This window comes from Gammaproteobacteria bacterium (assembly GCA_013816845.1).
Taxonomy (GTDB): domain Bacteria; phylum Pseudomonadota; class Gammaproteobacteria; order DSM-16500; family DSM-16500; genus Aquicella.
Window position 1 is genome coordinate 168,219 of the sequence record JACDDU010000006.1, and the last position, 17,957, is coordinate 186,175.

Below are 17,957 nucleotides of genomic sequence, written 5' to 3' on the forward strand. Positions count from 1 at the left end.
CACCAAACGAAGTATTTAGAAGTGTGCAAAACATAATGGTGATTCCTGAATAAATCCAAGCTCCCTGAACAAGAGCTTGGTACCTAAAATTATGCAAATGATTTTGACATAGATAGTCGTGATTTTGAGTTTTCTAAAACTTGAAGAGCCGAACTATCTGAAATAAGCTCACGTTTATCAATTAAACGTTCTTTTTGAATAGCAACAACATCTGGATTCAGTTCATGTTTATGATCATGTGCAAAAGTATAATGAAGACCAGTGAAATTTAATTTATTTGTTACGCATACATTTTTTAAATTTTGTAAATATTTTACATTATCGTCCGTTTCAATAATGTCTGTTATCTCTATTCCTAAAGAAGATAGATGTTTAACTACAGACTCAAGAATTAATCCTTTTGGATAATTGGCAGTAAATATTGTTGTAGCGCCAAAACTATCACCAAAAATTTTTGGTTTACCTATAATTTCGTATGGTCTTAAATTTGGATTTTCTAATTGAACCGAATTTTCAGGAATATCAAATTCTTGAGTGGCTACCTTAGAGAAATTAACACCTATTTTTTGTACACTTTTGCAGGCATCTTCCTCAACAGAAGAAAATGCATCTGCTTTAGCTTTACCAGTTCGGCGTGAAGTAAATCCTAAGACAATGAAGCCTTGTTCAACTAGTTTTTTTATATAACCAGCCATTTCTTCTTCGATTAATTTATACGGTGACTGTGCATAGGCAATTTCAATTAAAGAAGGATCAGTTTTAGCTAAAGAATCCATAAATTCTTTGCGTTCCCCAGGGTATAAATCACTCATGATACCTGGACGATCGAAAAGTGTTAAATCTAAGTCAACTAAAATGAGAGTTTTTGAAGGATCAAGCCTATCTTTAGAGATTTTAGTGGATATTACTTCCGCCATTTTTGATACATTTTCAACTCTTACAATAGAGGATTCACTTCGAAACATGGTAACTCCTATAATGAGGATAATTTATAGCTAGCTAAAATAATTTTATTAATATTGAGGGCTGCCATTTAAGCATAAAAGTGATATTTTCGTCAAAAGGTGAGTTGCATTGATTGTTTGAATCCGCCCCCGCATGAAATGATAAACTTCCTGTAAAGTTTATTACAGGAAGTAACTTGCATTCATGGGGCGCGAACCCATACATTCATTTATCAAGTTAAGTATTTTTTTTACGTGCGGCAGTATTTAGTAAGTTTCAAGTGATAAAAAAATGGGTTTGACATAAAAACCAGAATCTTAATAGATTGTTTTTGGTTCTAACAACAAATTTTTAACATTGGCGGCTTCCGGTAAATATGGTCGGCTAGCTAAAACGGCACATCCTCTGCTAAATTCTATGGAGACCTTACTATTCTGTGTACCTCCAACGTATTGCAGTAACTGCCCGAAGGTTAGATTATCTTTTGGCTGAATGACATAGGGCGTGTTTCCAAAGGATGAGTTCCATGGGTCTCTATCTACAAATATCAACGTCCCTTTATATTGCTCCAATGAAAGTTTTCTATTACCAAATGTAGTTACATCTAAACCCTTTATAAATTTTACTAATTGATTGGTATCTAGGGATTCCGCTAAGACAACTAAGCATGCAGGCATCTTTTTTGTGACATGATATGCTCCATTATCTAGCCATGCATCTGAGCCTGGATATGATATATGGTAAATTCCTTTATGAAAATAATCGCCGATCGCAATATTCAGACTCATGTGCTCATTTAATCCAATTGAACTTGTATAGCCATAAGATGTAGCGGAAAAACAAACAATAAATAAAGGTAAAAAGTATTTCATCTTCATACGCCCTGTCCTTCTAAATTAAGTTTTGAATCGACTTTGATCTTATTCAGAATGAAAGCACTTAGCAATTAGTTCACCGTTATCGTTACCATAAGAAGTATTTATGGTGATCTATACTCAAATCAACACGTAACCTCCTACTCAAGTTGGTTCATGTCCTTAAGTTAACCTTAAGCCTACTTTAACAATCTTCATCTCATCCATTGTATAATCTTCGTCTATTTAACCGCTGATGCTATGCTTTACGTAGCTTTTAGTTGAGTTATCCGACAATTTTTCACTTATATTTGAAGATGAAGGCTTCCATGAATAAAAAATTTATTCTAATTTTCCTTTTTGTTTTTACTCTAACTAATTTTTCTGGGAATAAAATCTGGGCAAAGAATGTTGTTTATCAAGGACCTATTTACAATCTTTTCTTTCACCCTTTAATTAATTATCCAGAACTCGCTTTTAATCAGACGAATAAATATTTAGATTATATGGATCAATGGTTTGTAACCGTGAAAGAATTTAAAAAAATTATTCCTGAATTATATAAACGTGGTTTTGTACTTGTTTCCCCGAAGGATCTTTTTGAAGAAAGAAAAGATGAACAAGGTCGATTGATTATCACTAGAAAAGAATTGATCTTACCCAAAGGAAAGATGCCTTTGGTTCTTTCACTCGATGATTATAATTTCTATAATAAGATGAAATTGCACGGCACCATTCATCGATTTTGGGTGAATCGACAAGGTACGTTGGTAACCATTACGAAGAGAAATAAATCGACTTCGCTAAATCAAGATGACCAAGAAGTACCTCAAATTTTAGAAAAATTTATTACGGAACATCCCGATTTTTCCTTTAACAACGCCAGAGGTATTATCTCTCTAACGGGTTACAATGGCATTTTTGGTTATAATACGCATGAAACACTTCATCACAACTATTCATCTCAAGTGATCGAAGCTAAAAAAATTGTTCGAAAGTTGAAAGGAATGGGATGGCAGTTTGCATCTCATTCTTATTTTCATTTGGCCGAAGATGAACAAACAGAACAAAATTTTGAGAACTCCGAAAAACGCTGGTTGAAAGAAGTTGGAGTTATTGTTGGACCTACTTCATATTATATTTTTCCTTTCGGTGATCCTTGGAATAAAAATGTTACTCGCATGAATTTCTTAAAATCCCAAGGTTATAAATATTTCTTTGGTGTCACACAGACTAATAAAACAACGATGGAACCTGGTATCGTAATGATGGGAAGATTTCCTATGGATGGTCGTTCGCTTCGCGAAAAGTATTTTGGTGTCAGAACTTTTGTAAATCCTGTCGATGTTTTAGATTCAACGAGACGAACTGAAGGTAAGCCATAATTGTTGGGGTGCTTCCAACATCGTAACTTGATTATTCATGTGTATGATGCATTTTGTATGCTTCTGGTTTTCAAGCATGACCAGAAGCATTCGATTTTTTCATTAAGTATGATGTATGGTATATAGGAAGTGGGCTGCAAGGATGTAATTCATTAGGTACCACTGGTCTTGCTTCTTAAAAGTTTCCATCTAACTATTAGATGTTGCGCGTTGAGGGACGAATAACCCTGCGTATAGTATCAACCCTTACCCTGTCCAGCTTCTTTACGATCTAAGACTTCCCCTTACCGTTTGATCTAAATCTTGTAATTTTAACGTTTTAACTTAATATTCATCTCTAAATTTGTCCATAATGACCCCTCCGTTTTGGTCATATTTCTTCAGATTGCAAAGATGCACTGAATTTTAATTAGCGTAATTGAAATTAGGATTTTTGCTTTAAATCACGATAAAAATTTTCATGAACGCTCAGCGCTAACAGTAACCTTTGTTTTGCATCCCACTCATAACCCAAAAGAAATTCTTTGGTTTTGAATTTAAATTTGTAGACAAAAATTCCCGTTAAATCTCCCTTTTTTTCTTCGCCAATTTTAGGGTTTTTTATAATATCTTTAATGGCGCTACCAACAGCCTCTTTCTCATTAACGTGTAATTTTTTATAAACTTTTTTAAACCCTGGCATTTGTTTGACGATAATTTCAGTCACTTTTTTTCCTCAAAGCTGAATGGCTCAGCTATAGATCGATCTTGATGTTTTGCGATTAGAAGGTCTTTGATAAAATCAATGGGCAAATCTGGGTTATCCAGCGCACACTTGCCAATCATTGCCCAAAACTCTATTTGACCTGGGATAGATCGACATTCCGCACGAGCTGTCTTTTTGGCTTCATTATAAATGAACTCATCTATTCTAATGGGAATTCCCATAAACCACCTACTAAAGTAATAATGTACGACAATTGTAGTATATCGCTACATTGATAATCTAGCAATATACCCATTTTTTCATGTGAACCCGTCTTATGGGAAAAAAACATTTCTTATATCTTTGATTTTTATTATAGATATATTTTTCCGCCCCTTGCATGAGTTTGCACCCTACCTGCGTGCCAATAAAAATGATATACACTCAAGCGAACCTCGATTCTTTAACCACTTATAGCTAGAAATAATTCCTCACGAATACTAAGGCAACTCTCTTTTTCACATCTTTATAAGCTTAAATCACTGAAACTAACTTAAAAAATGGAAGCGGAGAGACTTTAGATAAAATAATCGTTATAAATCAGCGAGAAAATGTTCGTTATACCCCTTAACATCTTGTCTAATCAGGAAATCAATTTTTTACTTAACCTGGCAATTAAGGCTACTTTAAGCGAGCTGATATAAGCTATTTATAAGGTACATAAATAATTTATAGATGAAAAATGGGGTTAAAGTGAAAAATAGATCAATGCCCAAAAACAGTATTAAACCTTTTAGCTCCCCTCCTAAGACAATCACAGTTGCTGAGCTACGTGAAAAAGACAAGCAACGAAGCCTCTTGCCTAACTCTGAAGAAGTGTACTCGAACAGAGGCTTAGAGATGGGTGCAAATGCCGATTATTTCTTCTCTGCACAAGGAAATCGTAACGTATACATAAATCAAGCTTGGCTAGACTATGTTGCAAGAAATTGTAAAATTGAAGGATTGTCTCACTTTGGTCTTGACTCTCTGGAAGCCTCTGAACAACATCAAATTATGCTTAAGGCAATTGCAGATGCACAAGTTTTCCAGGGACAAAAAATGGTGGTTAGCCAAGCAATTGCGAAAACACAAGGAAGTAGCGTGGAGGAAGAATTTATCCTTCCAAAGAATTTAGAGGGATTAAGTGTAGAGGAATTAAAGGCAAAGCGTGAAGGATTAGAAAATCAGCGAATGCAATTCATCAGGGAAGCCCAATATAACATTATGAAAGAACAATGGAGTGTGCTGTATGGTAATGAGGAAGGATTTGATGATTTCCTTGCCAGCCAAAACCAAGCTGTAGCTTACCTAATTTCTCTACCACCATCATTTGCCCTTGGTCTTGATGCAAATAATCTAATAATAAAACAACCGCCTGAGTTTATAATCAATATTTATCGTAAAGATGACGTTACTTTCTGTGAAGTTTATGCAGACACCTATCCTCTTGTAAGGGACGGTGATATTGCGGGATCTTTTGTTGCCCCCACTAAACTGCTATACCAGCAACGCAGCATAAATTCTGCTAATGAAGAGCGTAAAATAGGCTTTGAACTCATTTCTGTACAAACTACAAATCCATTAATGCTCAGAATATATAACAATGAACAGTTAACACCAAAAGATTTTAAACCCTACCTAAATGCAAAAAACGCATTCATGGCGCTTCAGAAGACTGTATCCGAAACATTTGACAAGTTTAGAATAGACAATGCTAAACAAGATATATCTAAGGCCCCTTTCATTGCAGCATTACAACCCTTAGTTGAATACTTAAAAGACATTGACCAGACTACCTCTAAAAAAATGAAAACCTCTGAAATTAAATTATATAATGAGGTTCTTCAAAAAATACTTAGCATGATATCGAATTTGACCGCTCATGATGTTGGCAGATTAGAATGGTTAGCAAAAGAATTTGAGAAAAAAGGTTCCAATTACAAGGATATAACTACGATAATTAAATCCTACGTAACAAGCGCGATCACTTATCACAAAAATACGGTTAATAAAGAAATTACTGCCTCTACTTCACCCGTTAAAGAACAACTTATAGATTTAATAACAGTCATTTCAGCACAGGAGAGTGACCTACAAAAACACGGGGCTGATAAGTTATTTGACCTAATTAGTATGTTGACAACAGTTAGTAAAAATCTTGATTACACTTCGCTATTTATTTTATTAAAAAACATTCGTTTCATAAAAGAAAATTTCCCAGAGCATCACGCCCTAGGCGATTCACTAGCCTCTTTAAGCTTAGGTGTTTATAAACATCTGCTAATACAAGCCGAAGCGGCCATGGATACAGGGGATGAATTTGTTGCAGCATTAAATACTATTAAAACTCAAGTCACAGACGGGACAGATGCACAAATAATCACTGATATGTCTGTCATGTTATTTTATATGTTAAAAAGTTTAACAACCGATGATTCTGAATTTCTTGCGACTCTGCGGGGCGTAGAAAAATACAATCCGAATTTAGGGCAGCAACTAAATAACTTCCGAATTGCTGCATTAAAATCACGGACTTTAATAAAATATGAGGAAACTACACAAGACCTTACCCGAAGCACAGATGATTTTAGCAAGCTCCGCCTGCAAGGTCCCGCTGACGATTCGAATTCTAACGCCGATGAGTATGAAAAACCCTATATAACATCGATTGTAACCTCCGCTAAGACTATACAATCTCAGCTTCAATCTTTATTCCGGGATGATAAAGACTTAACTGCTCATGCCGTTGATAACTACACGCGAATTTTATTAGCTTTAACTCATCTTCTAACTGAACAAACTGAACAAACTTATAAAGCTTTGGAAAAAACACTCGATAATCATGTTGCACCGGATGCTGTTAAAAGTGAATTGCGGGCAATTCGTGATAACTTAAAGCATTTAATTGCATACTCCGAACTATGCGTGACTCTTAAGGGTGAGAGCTGTGATAAATTGTTGAAACCAGGCGCTGCAGCAACGGTTAAAGAACTCAAACGTGTTTCCAAAGAATCCAATGCCCAATTGAATCTCGCAACAGAAATTATGATGGAAATGAATGCTCATCTTAAGGGAGAGAGACCACAACTTAAAGCTTCACAAGAAGGGGCGTTGCAGCCAAAACCCGATGTTTCAAAACTGTATTCACTTGCATTTCAGGCAGAAAAGATTCCAACCTGGAAAAAAGTAACTGCGGGCCTTGTTATCGTTTTAGGGAGTATATTAACCCTAGGAGGTATTGGCCTTATGTTGAGCCCATTGGCTCCTGCAGGTTTCTTCGTTACAGGATTCGGTGTAGCGACAGTAATAACGGCTGGCGCAATGCTTACCGGTGGTTCTTTGCTAGGTACGGGATTAGCAACGTGGGGATTATTGAAACCACCTGCATTACCTAAAGCCGCTATTAAGTTTGGCGAAGCAGTACAGAAGGTAGATTTCCCTAAACCTAAACTCCGATGATAGAAGGCTTATAAATATCTCATTGACACTTTTTTAGTTTTTATGAAACCATTGCATGAAGTCAAAATATTATTCCCAGCTTGCATACGTTCTATCTTGTATGCTTTAAACCGAGACGCAAATTGTAAAATGAGTTCACGCCAGCACTAAAGTGCATAGACAATCAAGATCCAAAATGACAAGCTAAGCTGTCACAGGTTGACCCTAGGTGAAAAATCATCAACAATTAATAGTTTTTTCGACTAAGCTATCGGATCTCGATCGTGCGAGACCAGCTGCATCTTAATTTAATCAGGAGGATAAAATGAAGAGTACAATGTTTTCAGTGAAATCGATGACAGTGTTATTAGCAATAGCTGCTGCTAATGTTGGTTATGCGAACACTGTTGTTAACAACGGACCTAATTATAAAGAATCCGCGCTTTATGCAACGTCAAATGGCGGTTTTTATGTGGGAGCGCAAGCAGGATATGATTCTTTTCGTGTTGGCCAAACCGTATCAAGCCCTGCAGGAACCTTTTCAACGACTGCGAGCTTAACAGGTTGGCTCGGTGGATTGTTTATAGGTTATGGTCAATATTTTAATAGTAGCTATTATTTAGGCGCTGAATTATTCGGGAATTATAATGGTGCGAATCAAGTTTTTGCTAGAGGAGCTGATGATGATGGCGACTCATTTACACGCAAACATAAAGCAGATGGCACTTTGGGTCTTGCTTTAATTCCTGGAATCAAACTAAATGAGGCAACCTTAGGTTATTTACGCTTAGGATATGACTGGACTTACTTTCAAAATTCAATCGTTGCTGCAAATGGTGGTGGACCAAGCATATCAAGTAGCCATAGCGCGACCCTGGGCGGCTTCGATTTTGGTTTAGGCCTTGAAACCCTTGTTTGCGATCATTGGAGTGTGCGCACGCAGTATGATCATATTTGGTACAACAATAAATCAACCACGCCATTTCCAGGTTTAACCAGTACCACTAAACCCTCCGATAATCAATTTACTTTAGGCGTGTTATATCGCTTGTAAGCATTAAATTGAAATTGATTAATAGTTTCTATTCCAAGTGCAGGGCAAGCCTCTCAGGAATAGTATCGAAGCAAAGTTAAAGTGTTGCAGCCAAGTGTCAACCGGTGCCAGGTCTACTTACTTGTACAAGGTTGACACTTGATCTCAAAGTGTTTTTAACAGGCCAAGAATAGATGTCAAATCGTGCCACTTAGCAAGAGTTGGGTCGTCGCAATATGAGGTACTTTTTCCCAATTATTAAAAAATATCAACATAAGTTCTAACAATAATTAAGACCGGTCAGCATAACCTCCCAATCACTTTAACGTATGAATGTGAGCGTAGGCTTAAACGTCTGGCAAACACCTTTAGGATGGATTTTATGAGCCCTCTTTTTCAGATTATCAATTTGACATTATTATAATTATTGTATATATTTAGCACGCCTTAACCATGCTAAAGGTATTGAGATGCGCGTACAAGATTCATTATTCGCTTTAAATATAAACTTAAAATTAACAGAAGAAGATCTTTGTTTTTATACGAAAGAATCGTTATTAAATTTACAAGCGCTTGTTAATCAAAGTTACAGAAAGTTAGCACGAAAAGCTCATCCCGATAAAGGTGGAAAATCTGAAGCATTTGAAACTCTAAATACAGCAAAGAATACGCTATTGGTTTTTATTGAAAAAAGATTAAAACAAGCACAAAATCCGCCTGAAATAAATAACAACAATAATACAACACGTCATACGCTTTATACCTTATATAAAGAGCACGAGCGAGCTGAAGATCTTCTTAAAAAGAAAAAAAATGTCCTTTGTGAGCAATTAAATAAAAATTATAGCGATGAACGAAATCGCAAGTTTCATACAGCATTTGAAACTTACAAATCCAACCATGCAGTATACTACGAAGCCTATGTTCTCAATGAATATTTAAAATACTTAAACCAGCTTTTTCAAAACTGTGAAGCGCGACAAAGTCAAAATGAAATAAATTTTCAACAAGAATTAAAGGCTTTGAATCCATTATTTCGTTGGATCAAAAAAGAAGGGATTATTGAAAAAAAGCAACAATACGCTGAAAAAATTCTCAATGATCATACACCAAAAACATTCGAAACTTGGAAGACCTCTTCAAACTATCTTTCCTCTTCACAATGGCAAAATCAATATCAATATCAAAATTTTACGACATTTTATGAAAATGCTGGTTACACCAAAGAAGGTCAAGAAGCTGCAAAAGCATGTACGACTATCTATTTAGAGATTTTATCGCGCCAAGGTTTTATACGACGCGCTGTTGAAGATTTTGGTAATGGGTATATATCGCTTGCCGAAGCAGAAGAAAGAATATTAGAAATTGAAAATGAAACAACAGCATTCGAATCGAAAGATTCCGTGGCAAATGATACAGTTCAGGACTCTCCCCTGCTTAAATTCTAAGGGCGTGCGGGGTGTACAAAGCGGTCATAGATGAGTGACTTTATTTTTTAAATTTTTTACCAGTAAAAATCGCTCCGAAACCATCACAATTCATTCTCAAATTTGCAGATAGCGCCCTTAAATCAATATTGATTTAAAATCGCCAAAAGATATTTGTGCGCAAACCTATTTTACGACACCCAATCTTCAAAATTGAAAACGATTATTAAAGTTTATAGAAATTAAATTTCATTACGTCAATCACGACTAAATTATTTTGATACAAGGAAAGGTAGGTAAGGTTATAGTTTTTTCTAGTGTCCAAGTAATTTCATTTTTAAGCGGGTCAAATAACCCACTAATCTCTTTTTAATCCAATATTAAACAAGGGAAATCAAAACTTAGCACGAAATAATCGTGCTAAGTTTTGAAAATGTTCGAGCACTGGCAGAATCGTGTTAAGGTAAGACCGCTCCTATTGTCTACTAATGTATATAACGAGAGAGCATCATACTGGGTGGACTGTTATCAGGCGGAGTCGTAGCAAGAGCAAAGTATGATCCTGCGACATAAAGACAACCCCACTCGTTTTGCTTATGCCCCCTTATAGGCCCTTCTTGAAGCGATAGTGTGCTAATAACATAATTAGCTTTTGTAATAGCCTCCTCTTCACTTTTAGCGTCAATGCCTGCTATTGAGAATGTCCATTGTTGCGGCGTATTATACGATTGCTTCATATTATAAGCGATCCAACCCATCATGGAAGACTTAACCGCTTTCCTGGCACCAATTTCTTTAATGGCGGTAACCTCAGGACATGCTGTAGGGGATGGCGCAACTGCCCAGTTTGGCTGTGTTAAAAATAAAGTTAGGGAAAGTGTTATTAATTTATATTTCATGCAAAGATTCCTTATTGAGAAAATTTTAATTAGCTTACGCACCCATCAAGCTAAAGAAAAATAACCAATTCAGATAACTACCATACCTAAAATGCATAACCACTGCCTTGGAGCAAAATTGATGATGCCATCTGTAGCAGAGTTAACTTATTTTTTTGAAGTAACGAATACTAAAAATTTATCACATGCCGCTAAAAACTTATGTATAAGCCAACCAGCATTAACTAGAGCAATACAACATTTAGAAGCAAGCCTGGGCGCTGAACTTTTCATTCGTCACCAAAAGGGAATGACGCTAACACGCGCTGGGAAAAAAATGTTATTGCAAATAAAACCTTTATTACAATGCTGGCACAATACAAAATTAGAAGCACTTGCTTCAAATCAACGCATAGCTGGCCAGGTAAGAATAGGATGTCACACCACTATTGGTATTTTTTTACATAACATTTTGCTTGAGCTTCTAGAAAAATATCCAGAATTAAATATAGAAATTTATAACGCAACATCCAATATCATTAATCATGAAGTCAGCAACTTGATGATTGATATTGGGATTGTTATCAATCCTATCCAACATCCAGATTTAATCATACGCAAGATTAGTCAAACTGAAACATCGCTATGGACTGGGGAAGGGAAACGAAAAATACAAAATATTCATTCTAAGGATACTGTCATAATCTGTAATCCTACATTTCGACACACACAATTAATTTTTCAGAAATGTAAAATTGCCCATCTCAAATCCAAGCGTATTCTTAATGTAAGCAGTGTCGAAGTCATTGCTAATTTAACCGCAAAGGGTTGTGGAATTGGCATACTTCCCTCTTCATTTGTTGAAAGTCTTTATCCAACCGCGTTACATCGAATACCGAACGCTCCCATTGTTGTGGATGAACTATATATAATTTATCGCAAGGAATATAAAGAGATACAAGCGATAAAAAAAGTTATATCAGCAATTCAAAAGTTCGTTTAATGAAGGGTCAATGAAGCATTCACTCAGAACCGGTGGGCCTTCAAATGTTGAGGGTAGGTAAAGAGCAAAGCAACTGACCTGATGAAGTTAAGGCTAGTATTATGGTATTGAATCAGGGAAAGGGGTGAGTATAATAGGTCAAATAAAAGTATTGATAAAAATTAGGCAAACTTAGCTTCAATCCGGTTTGAAAATTAATAACACGCAAATCATTTTAAGAGTGATCTATGTTAAGAAAAGAAGAATATGAAATTATTGCAAAAGATGCATTGGTTAAAGAGCTAGTTTTTAAAAGAGGCATCAAACCAGGTGAACACATTAATTTTATGGATTATAACTATCCTATCGTCATAAAGGGAAGCATTGGCGAAGGGGCGGTTGTCAATGCATTGTTTAATCTCACAGTAGAAGGAAATATTGAAGCAAATAGCGCAGTAACAGCTAAACAAGGTTTTGTTATTGCAAAAATGATAGGGGAAAAGGCAAACATTCAAGCCGGGACTAGAATCGAAACATCTTCTGTGGGAAAGAGCGTTAATCTTGAAGCACGTGATAGTATTACAACCCAAGATGTTGGGTCACATTGCAAAATTGTCTCGACTGATGGCTCAGTTAGAACGGGAAACGTTATGGAATTTACTGAGATCACAGCACTGCACGCTGTGTATTGTAAAAACGTTGGTGAACATGACCGCCTCACCTCAAGAAAATCTGAAATATTCTTAAAAGATGTTTGTGCCTATGCAGAAATAAATGCATTTTCCAATATATCTTTTAAAAGCGTGAATGAATTAACGCATCTGAAATCAGAACATGGTGAGCTTCTTATACAAGTGGATGCAGAAGGACGCGCTTTTAAACCTTATAATCGTGTCGCGACCACTGACTCAAGTAACCCTTCCTTTTTCAATGGTCACCCATTGACAGAAAATTTAAGTGTTAATGTAAAAAATGCGAACTTGGATACCTTATCAATTGATATTGGCAGCATCAACTTTAAAGACCTGCTTACTTCAACATTATTTACCAATAAAAAAATCCATAGTGAAAACTCTCTCACGGTCAATAATGAAAATGATAAGTTAACTTACAACTCAGACAATCAAAGGGGTTATTTGGAACCCAAATCAATGCGTGGGTGAACCCAAAAGGATACATCTAGGTTTTATTTAGAAAATAAGCGTTGGACAGAGAGTTTTTAGCTAAATATTAGTGAATTAAGCTTGTTTGTTTTACCGCCTTATAAACCACAAGACTGGCGAGTTAAAGAACAAGCTGCAAAGATAATTAAAGAATGAAACTCAGATCGAGTATAAATATAGCACTCCTCTCATGAGAGGAGTGAACATCCAGATCAGGCGATTTAACCAAAAATCTTTCCTTCTTTCCAATATAACCTATTGATTATATTACTTAAATATATTTGAAAACCAGTCTATACTTCATTTATATTATCAAATCTACTAGGTGTAGTTATGCCCGTAAAAGATGAGCTCATAAAAAAATTCAAAGAAATGTATGAAGATGAAATGAATAGAGAAAATCCAAATACTCGTCGGATAAAGGGCTGGTTGCTGGCAATATATATGCAAGATAATCCAAAGATGGTTCGTAATAGGTTAGTTAGAGCTTTTCATCCTGATAAAGCCCAAAACCTAGATAAAGATCTAGGGCAAACTATAAACTCACTTTATACTGAGATTGAGTCATTAATTGAATATCTTAGATCTCCACATCCAAACAAATATCCATCTGACCTGACTATGCTTGAAGAAGCAATTCCTGGATTTGAAAATTATGCAGTAGAATTAGAGGCAGATTTATCTGTTTCCTTGGAAACCATAGCAAACAATATAACAACAACGATAGGACTAGAAGTCAATTTACCTCAACAAAAAAGTGCTTCACCCTCCCATACTGCTACTCACCATGGCGGCAATGCAACTCGTAACAACAATAACAATAATAATAATCAAGCGAGGAATAACCAATCGAATAGAGATCCCAATGATAAAGTTACCCAGATTTTAAATTTTTTGCGAGGTAATGATCAGTCATCCTGGCAAGGAAAAGTAACGAGAGCAAATGTAGAAAATCAAAGTGAGCAATATGGATTACAAAACCCTGGTGATTATTTACTTCGTGAAACCAATCAACCAGAACGTTTTAGGCCTGAGCAATTAATTTTTATAGCGAGTTATAAATTTTCAAAAGATGAAATATTTCATATCATAATAGAAATAAAAGATGGTCAGTATATTCATTTAAAAAATGACGGTAACATCGAGACAAAATTTAACACCACCATCGAAGATTATATTGCTAAAATTGTATTAGAAGAGACTATGACAAAGATGTTGGAGGCGACATTACCTAAAGTAATTTATGAGCAAAGTCTGAATAATTTATCAACAATTACTTCAGAGTATCATGCTGAAAAAGATTTAAAAGACCAACCCATCGACAGTTATCGATTCAGTAAAAGCAATAATGGCGATCAATTAATACGGATTAGTCATAAAGTCAGTGAGTCGCAGATTTTTCATTATGAATATGAGTTAAAGCGAAGTAATGATGGATTTTATCAGTGTTTTAGAAAGGGAGTTGATGGGCCTATTGAGGCTAAATCTATACTTGATGATGTTGCACAACGTAAGAAACTTTTGATAGATGTATTAACTAATAAGATGACCATTCCTGATCATGAAAAAAATTTGATTGTGGATTTATTTCTGACTGGTCAAGCTGAGCAGTCTTATGAAGGTTTATTCAAACATATTAATTTGCAAAATTTAAAACAATTAAAATCGAATTTAGAGGACGTGATGAAACATAGTTTTGGTTTATATGCTGCCTTCCCACTTCCTGATGAGGACGTAATACAAAACCAAGCCTCTCAATTATTATTATCGGTTAGAGGTGCATTAAAAAATAAACCAGAGCTTGGAAAATTGAAAGATGATTTTCAAAACATAAAACTTGAAATTGAAAATCTCATTGGCCAGGCCAAACCATACAATCCAAAGAAAAATCATCGCACCGATGCACACAAAGATGTTTATGATAAAAAATATAGTGTGATGAATGAATTACAAAAACAATTAAATCATCTCAACACCGGTATTAATAATTATAATATTACTTCATCAAAAGCTATTTATAATAGCTTACACCCGCTTCTCTTTAGCTTGGAATCATCAATAAAAATTCAACAGAACTTACCTCGTTTCTTAATTTTTTCTAAACCCGGTAAATCGATGGCAGATGAAATAAAAAATATAAGGGTTAAATTAGATTCCCAATTCGGAATAAACGATCCAAATCAGGTGAACAACAATAATTATCGAAAACGCTCTAATAGCTGATAAAGACCATCATTTATCCCCAGTAGCCTGGCAACACATCATATTCACCGGCCGGTACCATTTTAAAGATCATCGAAACCCCGAGTATGCGTCAGCCCCATCGAATCCATGAATCTTATTCAATTTAAAAGGATATATGGCTCATCGTTTTGGCACATAAGTTAATGATAAGCGTCCATGATTCATTCAAAAATTGTTTAAAAAAGTTTAGCCATGAGCGAAAACAATTGTTTGCTATTTACTTGAATTAAACTCCATTTAAGTTGAATTTAATATTGCATTAATCTTTTATTGTTAATATGGCCACGACTAACAACAAGCTTAATCCCAACAAAAAATAATTACCAGAGGTTAAAAGTATGCAAAGAAATAACGATGGCGATAACAACAACAATATTAACGACCCCCTTCCCCTTCCAGTAGGCCCCAAAAGAAATATTTCACCTAATGAGCTCCGAATGGAAAAGGCATGTAATAAAGCTTTGGGTAAAAAAATACTAGCGGATCTGGAACGCAAAAAAACAGCCGGATTTTTTTTGCTTCCACCATTAAGAGTGAAAGCAACAAACAAGATTGTTGAAGTTGGTCTATCAAATATGGATATTAACACCGACAACGTCAATCCTTATCCTATGCAAAATGGTCAAGCAGGTGACAACAATAACAGCACGCATTCTGACATACATGTAACTGCTGAAATAGCTAAAGCCGGGCTCGAAAAAAATCGTTGGGAACGCGATATTTATGTTCATTGTATTCTCAAGCTCCAACCAAGATTGCCAACAGAGACCAGCAAAAATGATAGTGATTCTTCTAACACGCAAACGATGAGGAAATAGTCATCCTGTATTCTTTGATCAATGGGAGAATAGGTTACATCCATTGATCAAAGTACAAGGATTTGAAAAAGCTTCATAAGACACGCAAATAGTTGATCCATGGCAAAACTCAGAGTTATTGTGGGATCATCGTTATGAGAATTTGTTGTATTTCTTAGAAATTGGTTAATCGATTTCGATGATCGTTACACACCCCGCCTATGATTTTTAGCTTGATCATGCTCATCTTTATTAGCAACTTCCACTGACGCATTGAAAGCAAGTTGGAGTTTCAAGGCATCATAATTTTCATGCACTTCTGAAACCTTGTAGTGTAACTTCTCATTTTTAACTTTAGCGTTATATTCTATTGTTATTTCTTTAATGATGTGAACAATGGCATCATCTCCCATGGTATTTATAAAATCTTGAAATTCAGGCATCTCTAAAAGCACGGCTTTGAATTGATTATGGCGATCCTTGACGACTTGAAACATTTTATTTTTAACTCTTCATCGCCTTTATAGGTATAGGAAATTTCTTTTAACATCGCTTCAGGCATCAACACACATTGTTCCCAAGCTAAACCACTTTAAGCTTTGCCCCAAACCACAGAGACCTTCCATGAGGACCTTGATTTTTTAAGAAACTAATCATTCTATTGAAAGTTCAGCAGTTTTTTACTTTATTTGATGAGTTAGAAAAGATAACCCATCAAAACGGATAAACAAATTGTGCTGATAGCATTGTTTTAAGATTTCCATAATGATTAGGCAGTAAAATACTCACATTAAATCGAGGGTTAAAATAAAATGTTTGAACGTCATAATGCACGTCCTATTGCATCTGCAGATTGTGATTTATATCGTACTGAATCTGAAAGTGAATCTGATAGTGAATCCAATAATTTTAAACTATTAAATTCAACTTCAATCACAGATTGGCAGGAGGCTGCTAAGCAATTAACACAATACCTCATTCTCACTTTTCCAGAGAATATAATTAAAAATCCTCGTGGAAGAGAACAAGAAGATGTTGTAGAGAAATTTACGAAGTATCACAACGATCAATTGTCTGAAAAAACACAGAGTGCACAAGAAGGGCAGACAAATTATAAGATATTAAGAAATTTAGCATTAAAATGTAGCTTTAAAGCCCTGTGTCTGTACGCTTTAGATGTGAACGAAAGCAAGTCTATGACGTTGTCAAAATTCGATAGAAAGTTAGCTGTGCCTGAGAGAGTCAATCAAAGATCTAACTTGCCAAGCATTCTCAATGGTTCTTATAAAGGATTGTTGCACGCCGGTCACATAACGGGATTAGCCAAAATCTTGAAAGAACATAAGATAGAATTAGAGGAAAGCTGTGCAAATAATCCTGCTTTAGATTTAGCTTATACGATCTTTGTTGATTGCCTAACAAGTTTAGATAATCCAAAAACTGCTAAATCATACGATTTCAAAGAGAATGTAAAACCTGGCAATAACGACAATAGTTCAAAGAAAAGAAAGCGCAAAAAGAAAATCAATACCGACAACAATAACAATAACAACAATCAGGTTTCTCACCCAAAACTAAAACCTTTAGCTTTTAGCTTTTTTAATTCAAACAATGACAGCCATTCAAGTAGCTCTCTTAATACCAATCGTTTAAACCCCATTATTAATTCGAACCAGCAACCATCAAGCGAACAGCAACCCATTGCTGGCAAGGATAGCAATACAAGTGCTCAGTCTGAGGCCAATGTCGCTGCAGGCAACATTTTAAAGTTTCCATAATGATTATTTAGTAAAATACTCACATTAACCGAGTGCTAAAATAAAATGTTAGAACGGCAGATTGCATCTGAAGATACTGATCCTGATAACTGAATCAGAAAGTATGAAACTGAAAATCGTGCATCTAGAAATATTCATTCGAGACGTTGGTTGAATGTATGCCGGAAAGCTCTCAGAAACAAATGCAATATTTACCGCAGCTAGATCTTCATTCTCAACAGCGACAACAACCCATTGTCAGCAACGATAACAATGAATGTGATGAGTGTGGGGCTAGCAGTGACACAATCCGCATATCCTGCACAA

Annotated in this window: 15 protein-coding genes; 9 read left to right on the forward strand and 6 right to left on the reverse strand. The window is 35.5% G+C overall.

Annotation, left to right across the window (positions count from 1 at the left end):
* Positions 1-89: 89 nt before the first annotated feature.
* The gene (locus tag H0W64_11595; protein ID MBA3662367.1) at positions 90-965 is read right to left on the reverse strand and encodes a DUF2608 domain-containing protein; all 876 of its coding nucleotides are present in this window, start codon (positions 963-965) and stop codon (positions 90-92) included.
* 297 nt (positions 966-1,262) lie between these two features.
* Entirely contained in the window at positions 1,263-1,823 is a 561-nt protein-coding gene (locus tag H0W64_11600) for a hypothetical protein (protein ID MBA3662368.1), read from the reverse strand.
* A gap of 305 nt (positions 1,824-2,128) precedes the next feature.
* Here H0W64_11600 and H0W64_11605 point away from each other — a divergent pair, with 305 nt between their 5' ends.
* Positions 2,129-3,184, forward strand: a complete 1,056-nt coding sequence (locus H0W64_11605) for a hypothetical protein (GenBank protein MBA3662369.1) — start codon at positions 2,129-2,131, stop codon at positions 3,182-3,184.
* A 424-nt stretch (positions 3,185-3,608) separates the two neighbouring features.
* Here the strand turns inward: H0W64_11605 and H0W64_11610 are convergent, their stop codons facing one another.
* Together H0W64_11610 and H0W64_11615 are read right to left on the reverse strand one after the other, a co-directional pair.
* Positions 3,609-3,866, reverse strand: coding sequence for a type II toxin-antitoxin system RelE/ParE family toxin (locus H0W64_11610; protein ID MBA3662370.1), 258 nt, complete (start codon positions 3,864-3,866; stop codon positions 3,609-3,611).
* Positions 3,867-3,886: 20 nt separating this feature from the next.
* Complete coding sequence (locus H0W64_11615; protein MBA3662371.1) at positions 3,887-4,111, reverse strand: ParD-like family protein; 225 nt, start codon at positions 4,109-4,111, stop codon at positions 3,887-3,889.
* Positions 4,112-4,604: 493 nt separating this feature from the next.
* On the opposite strand from H0W64_11615, the gene H0W64_11620 reads away from it, so the two are divergent.
* The 3 genes from H0W64_11620 (at position 4,605) to H0W64_11630 (ending at position 9,830) form a co-directional block, all read left to right on the forward strand.
* On the forward strand, positions 4,605-7,370 hold the full coding sequence (locus H0W64_11620; GenBank protein ID MBA3662372.1) for a hypothetical protein: 2,766 nt from the start codon (positions 4,605-4,607) through the stop codon (positions 7,368-7,370).
* A gap of 304 nt (positions 7,371-7,674) precedes the next feature.
* Complete coding sequence (locus tag H0W64_11625; protein MBA3662373.1) at positions 7,675-8,403, forward strand: porin family protein; 729 nt, start codon at positions 7,675-7,677, stop codon at positions 8,401-8,403.
* A gap of 449 nt (positions 8,404-8,852) precedes the next feature.
* A complete protein-coding gene (locus tag H0W64_11630; GenBank protein ID MBA3662374.1) occupies positions 8,853-9,830 on the forward strand; it encodes a hypothetical protein in 978 nt (325 codons plus the stop codon).
* A gap of 464 nt (positions 9,831-10,294) precedes the next feature.
* Here the strand turns inward: H0W64_11630 and H0W64_11635 are convergent, their stop codons facing one another.
* Positions 10,295-10,708, reverse strand: coding sequence for a DUF4949 domain-containing protein (locus tag H0W64_11635; GenBank protein MBA3662375.1), 414 nt, complete (start codon positions 10,706-10,708; stop codon positions 10,295-10,297).
* A 121-nt stretch (positions 10,709-10,829) separates the two neighbouring features.
* Here H0W64_11635 and H0W64_11640 point away from each other — a divergent pair, with 121 nt between their 5' ends.
* From H0W64_11640 to H0W64_11655, 4 genes are all read left to right on the forward strand, one after another.
* Positions 10,830-11,690, forward strand: a complete 861-nt coding sequence (locus H0W64_11640) for a LysR family transcriptional regulator (GenBank protein ID MBA3662376.1) — start codon at positions 10,830-10,832, stop codon at positions 11,688-11,690.
* Between the two features lie 227 nt (positions 11,691-11,917).
* A complete protein-coding gene (locus H0W64_11645; protein MBA3662377.1) occupies positions 11,918-12,832 on the forward strand; it encodes a hypothetical protein in 915 nt (304 codons plus the stop codon).
* 333 nt (positions 12,833-13,165) lie between these two features.
* Positions 13,166-15,055: a hypothetical protein gene (locus H0W64_11650; protein ID MBA3662378.1), complete on the forward strand. Its 1,890-nt coding sequence runs from the start codon at positions 13,166-13,168 to the stop codon at positions 15,053-15,055.
* A gap of 359 nt (positions 15,056-15,414) precedes the next feature.
* The gene (locus H0W64_11655; protein ID MBA3662379.1) at positions 15,415-15,894 is read left to right on the forward strand and encodes a hypothetical protein; all 480 of its coding nucleotides are present in this window, start codon (positions 15,415-15,417) and stop codon (positions 15,892-15,894) included.
* 185 nt (positions 15,895-16,079) lie between these two features.
* Here H0W64_11655 and H0W64_11660 read toward each other — a convergent pair whose 3' ends face one another.
* A complete protein-coding gene (locus tag H0W64_11660) occupies positions 16,080-16,370 on the reverse strand; it encodes a hypothetical protein (GenBank protein MBA3662380.1) in 291 nt (96 codons plus the stop codon).
* Between the two features lie 315 nt (positions 16,371-16,685).
* Here H0W64_11660 and H0W64_11665 point away from each other — a divergent pair, with 315 nt between their 5' ends.
* Positions 16,686-17,651: a hypothetical protein gene (locus tag H0W64_11665; GenBank protein MBA3662381.1), complete on the forward strand. Its 966-nt coding sequence runs from the start codon at positions 16,686-16,688 to the stop codon at positions 17,649-17,651.
* Positions 17,652-17,957 lie beyond the last annotated feature (306 nt).

Coding starts and splice junctions, on each gene's coding strand:
- H0W64_11595 (MBA3662367.1), bottom strand. CDS start 965: ATGTTTCGAAGTGAATCCTCTATTGTAAGAGTTGAAAATGTATCAAAA.
- H0W64_11600 (MBA3662368.1), bottom strand. CDS start 1,823: ATGAAGATGAAATACTTTTTACCTTTATTTATTGTTTGTTTTTCCGCT.
- H0W64_11605 (MBA3662369.1), top strand. CDS start 2,129: ATGAATAAAAAATTTATTCTAATTTTCCTTTTTGTTTTTACTCTAACT.
- H0W64_11610 (MBA3662370.1), bottom strand. CDS start 3,866: ATGCCAGGGTTTAAAAAAGTTTATAAAAAATTACACGTTAATGAGAAA.
- H0W64_11615 (MBA3662371.1), bottom strand. CDS start 4,111: ATGGGAATTCCCATTAGAATAGATGAGTTCATTTATAATGAAGCCAAA.
- H0W64_11620 (MBA3662372.1), top strand. CDS start 4,605: ATGAAAAATGGGGTTAAAGTGAAAAATAGATCAATGCCCAAAAACAGT.
- H0W64_11625 (MBA3662373.1), top strand. CDS start 7,675: ATGAAGAGTACAATGTTTTCAGTGAAATCGATGACAGTGTTATTAGCA.
- H0W64_11630 (MBA3662374.1), top strand. CDS start 8,853: ATGCGCGTACAAGATTCATTATTCGCTTTAAATATAAACTTAAAATTA.
- H0W64_11635 (MBA3662375.1), bottom strand. CDS start 10,708: ATGAAATATAAATTAATAACACTTTCCCTAACTTTATTTTTAACACAG.
- H0W64_11640 (MBA3662376.1), top strand. CDS start 10,830: ATGATGCCATCTGTAGCAGAGTTAACTTATTTTTTTGAAGTAACGAAT.
- H0W64_11645 (MBA3662377.1), top strand. CDS start 11,918: ATGTTAAGAAAAGAAGAATATGAAATTATTGCAAAAGATGCATTGGTT.
- H0W64_11650 (MBA3662378.1), top strand. CDS start 13,166: ATGCCCGTAAAAGATGAGCTCATAAAAAAATTCAAAGAAATGTATGAA.
- H0W64_11655 (MBA3662379.1), top strand. CDS start 15,415: ATGCAAAGAAATAACGATGGCGATAACAACAACAATATTAACGACCCC.
- H0W64_11660 (MBA3662380.1), bottom strand. CDS start 16,370: ATGTTTCAAGTCGTCAAGGATCGCCATAATCAATTCAAAGCCGTGCTT.
- H0W64_11665 (MBA3662381.1), top strand. CDS start 16,686: ATGTTTGAACGTCATAATGCACGTCCTATTGCATCTGCAGATTGTGAT.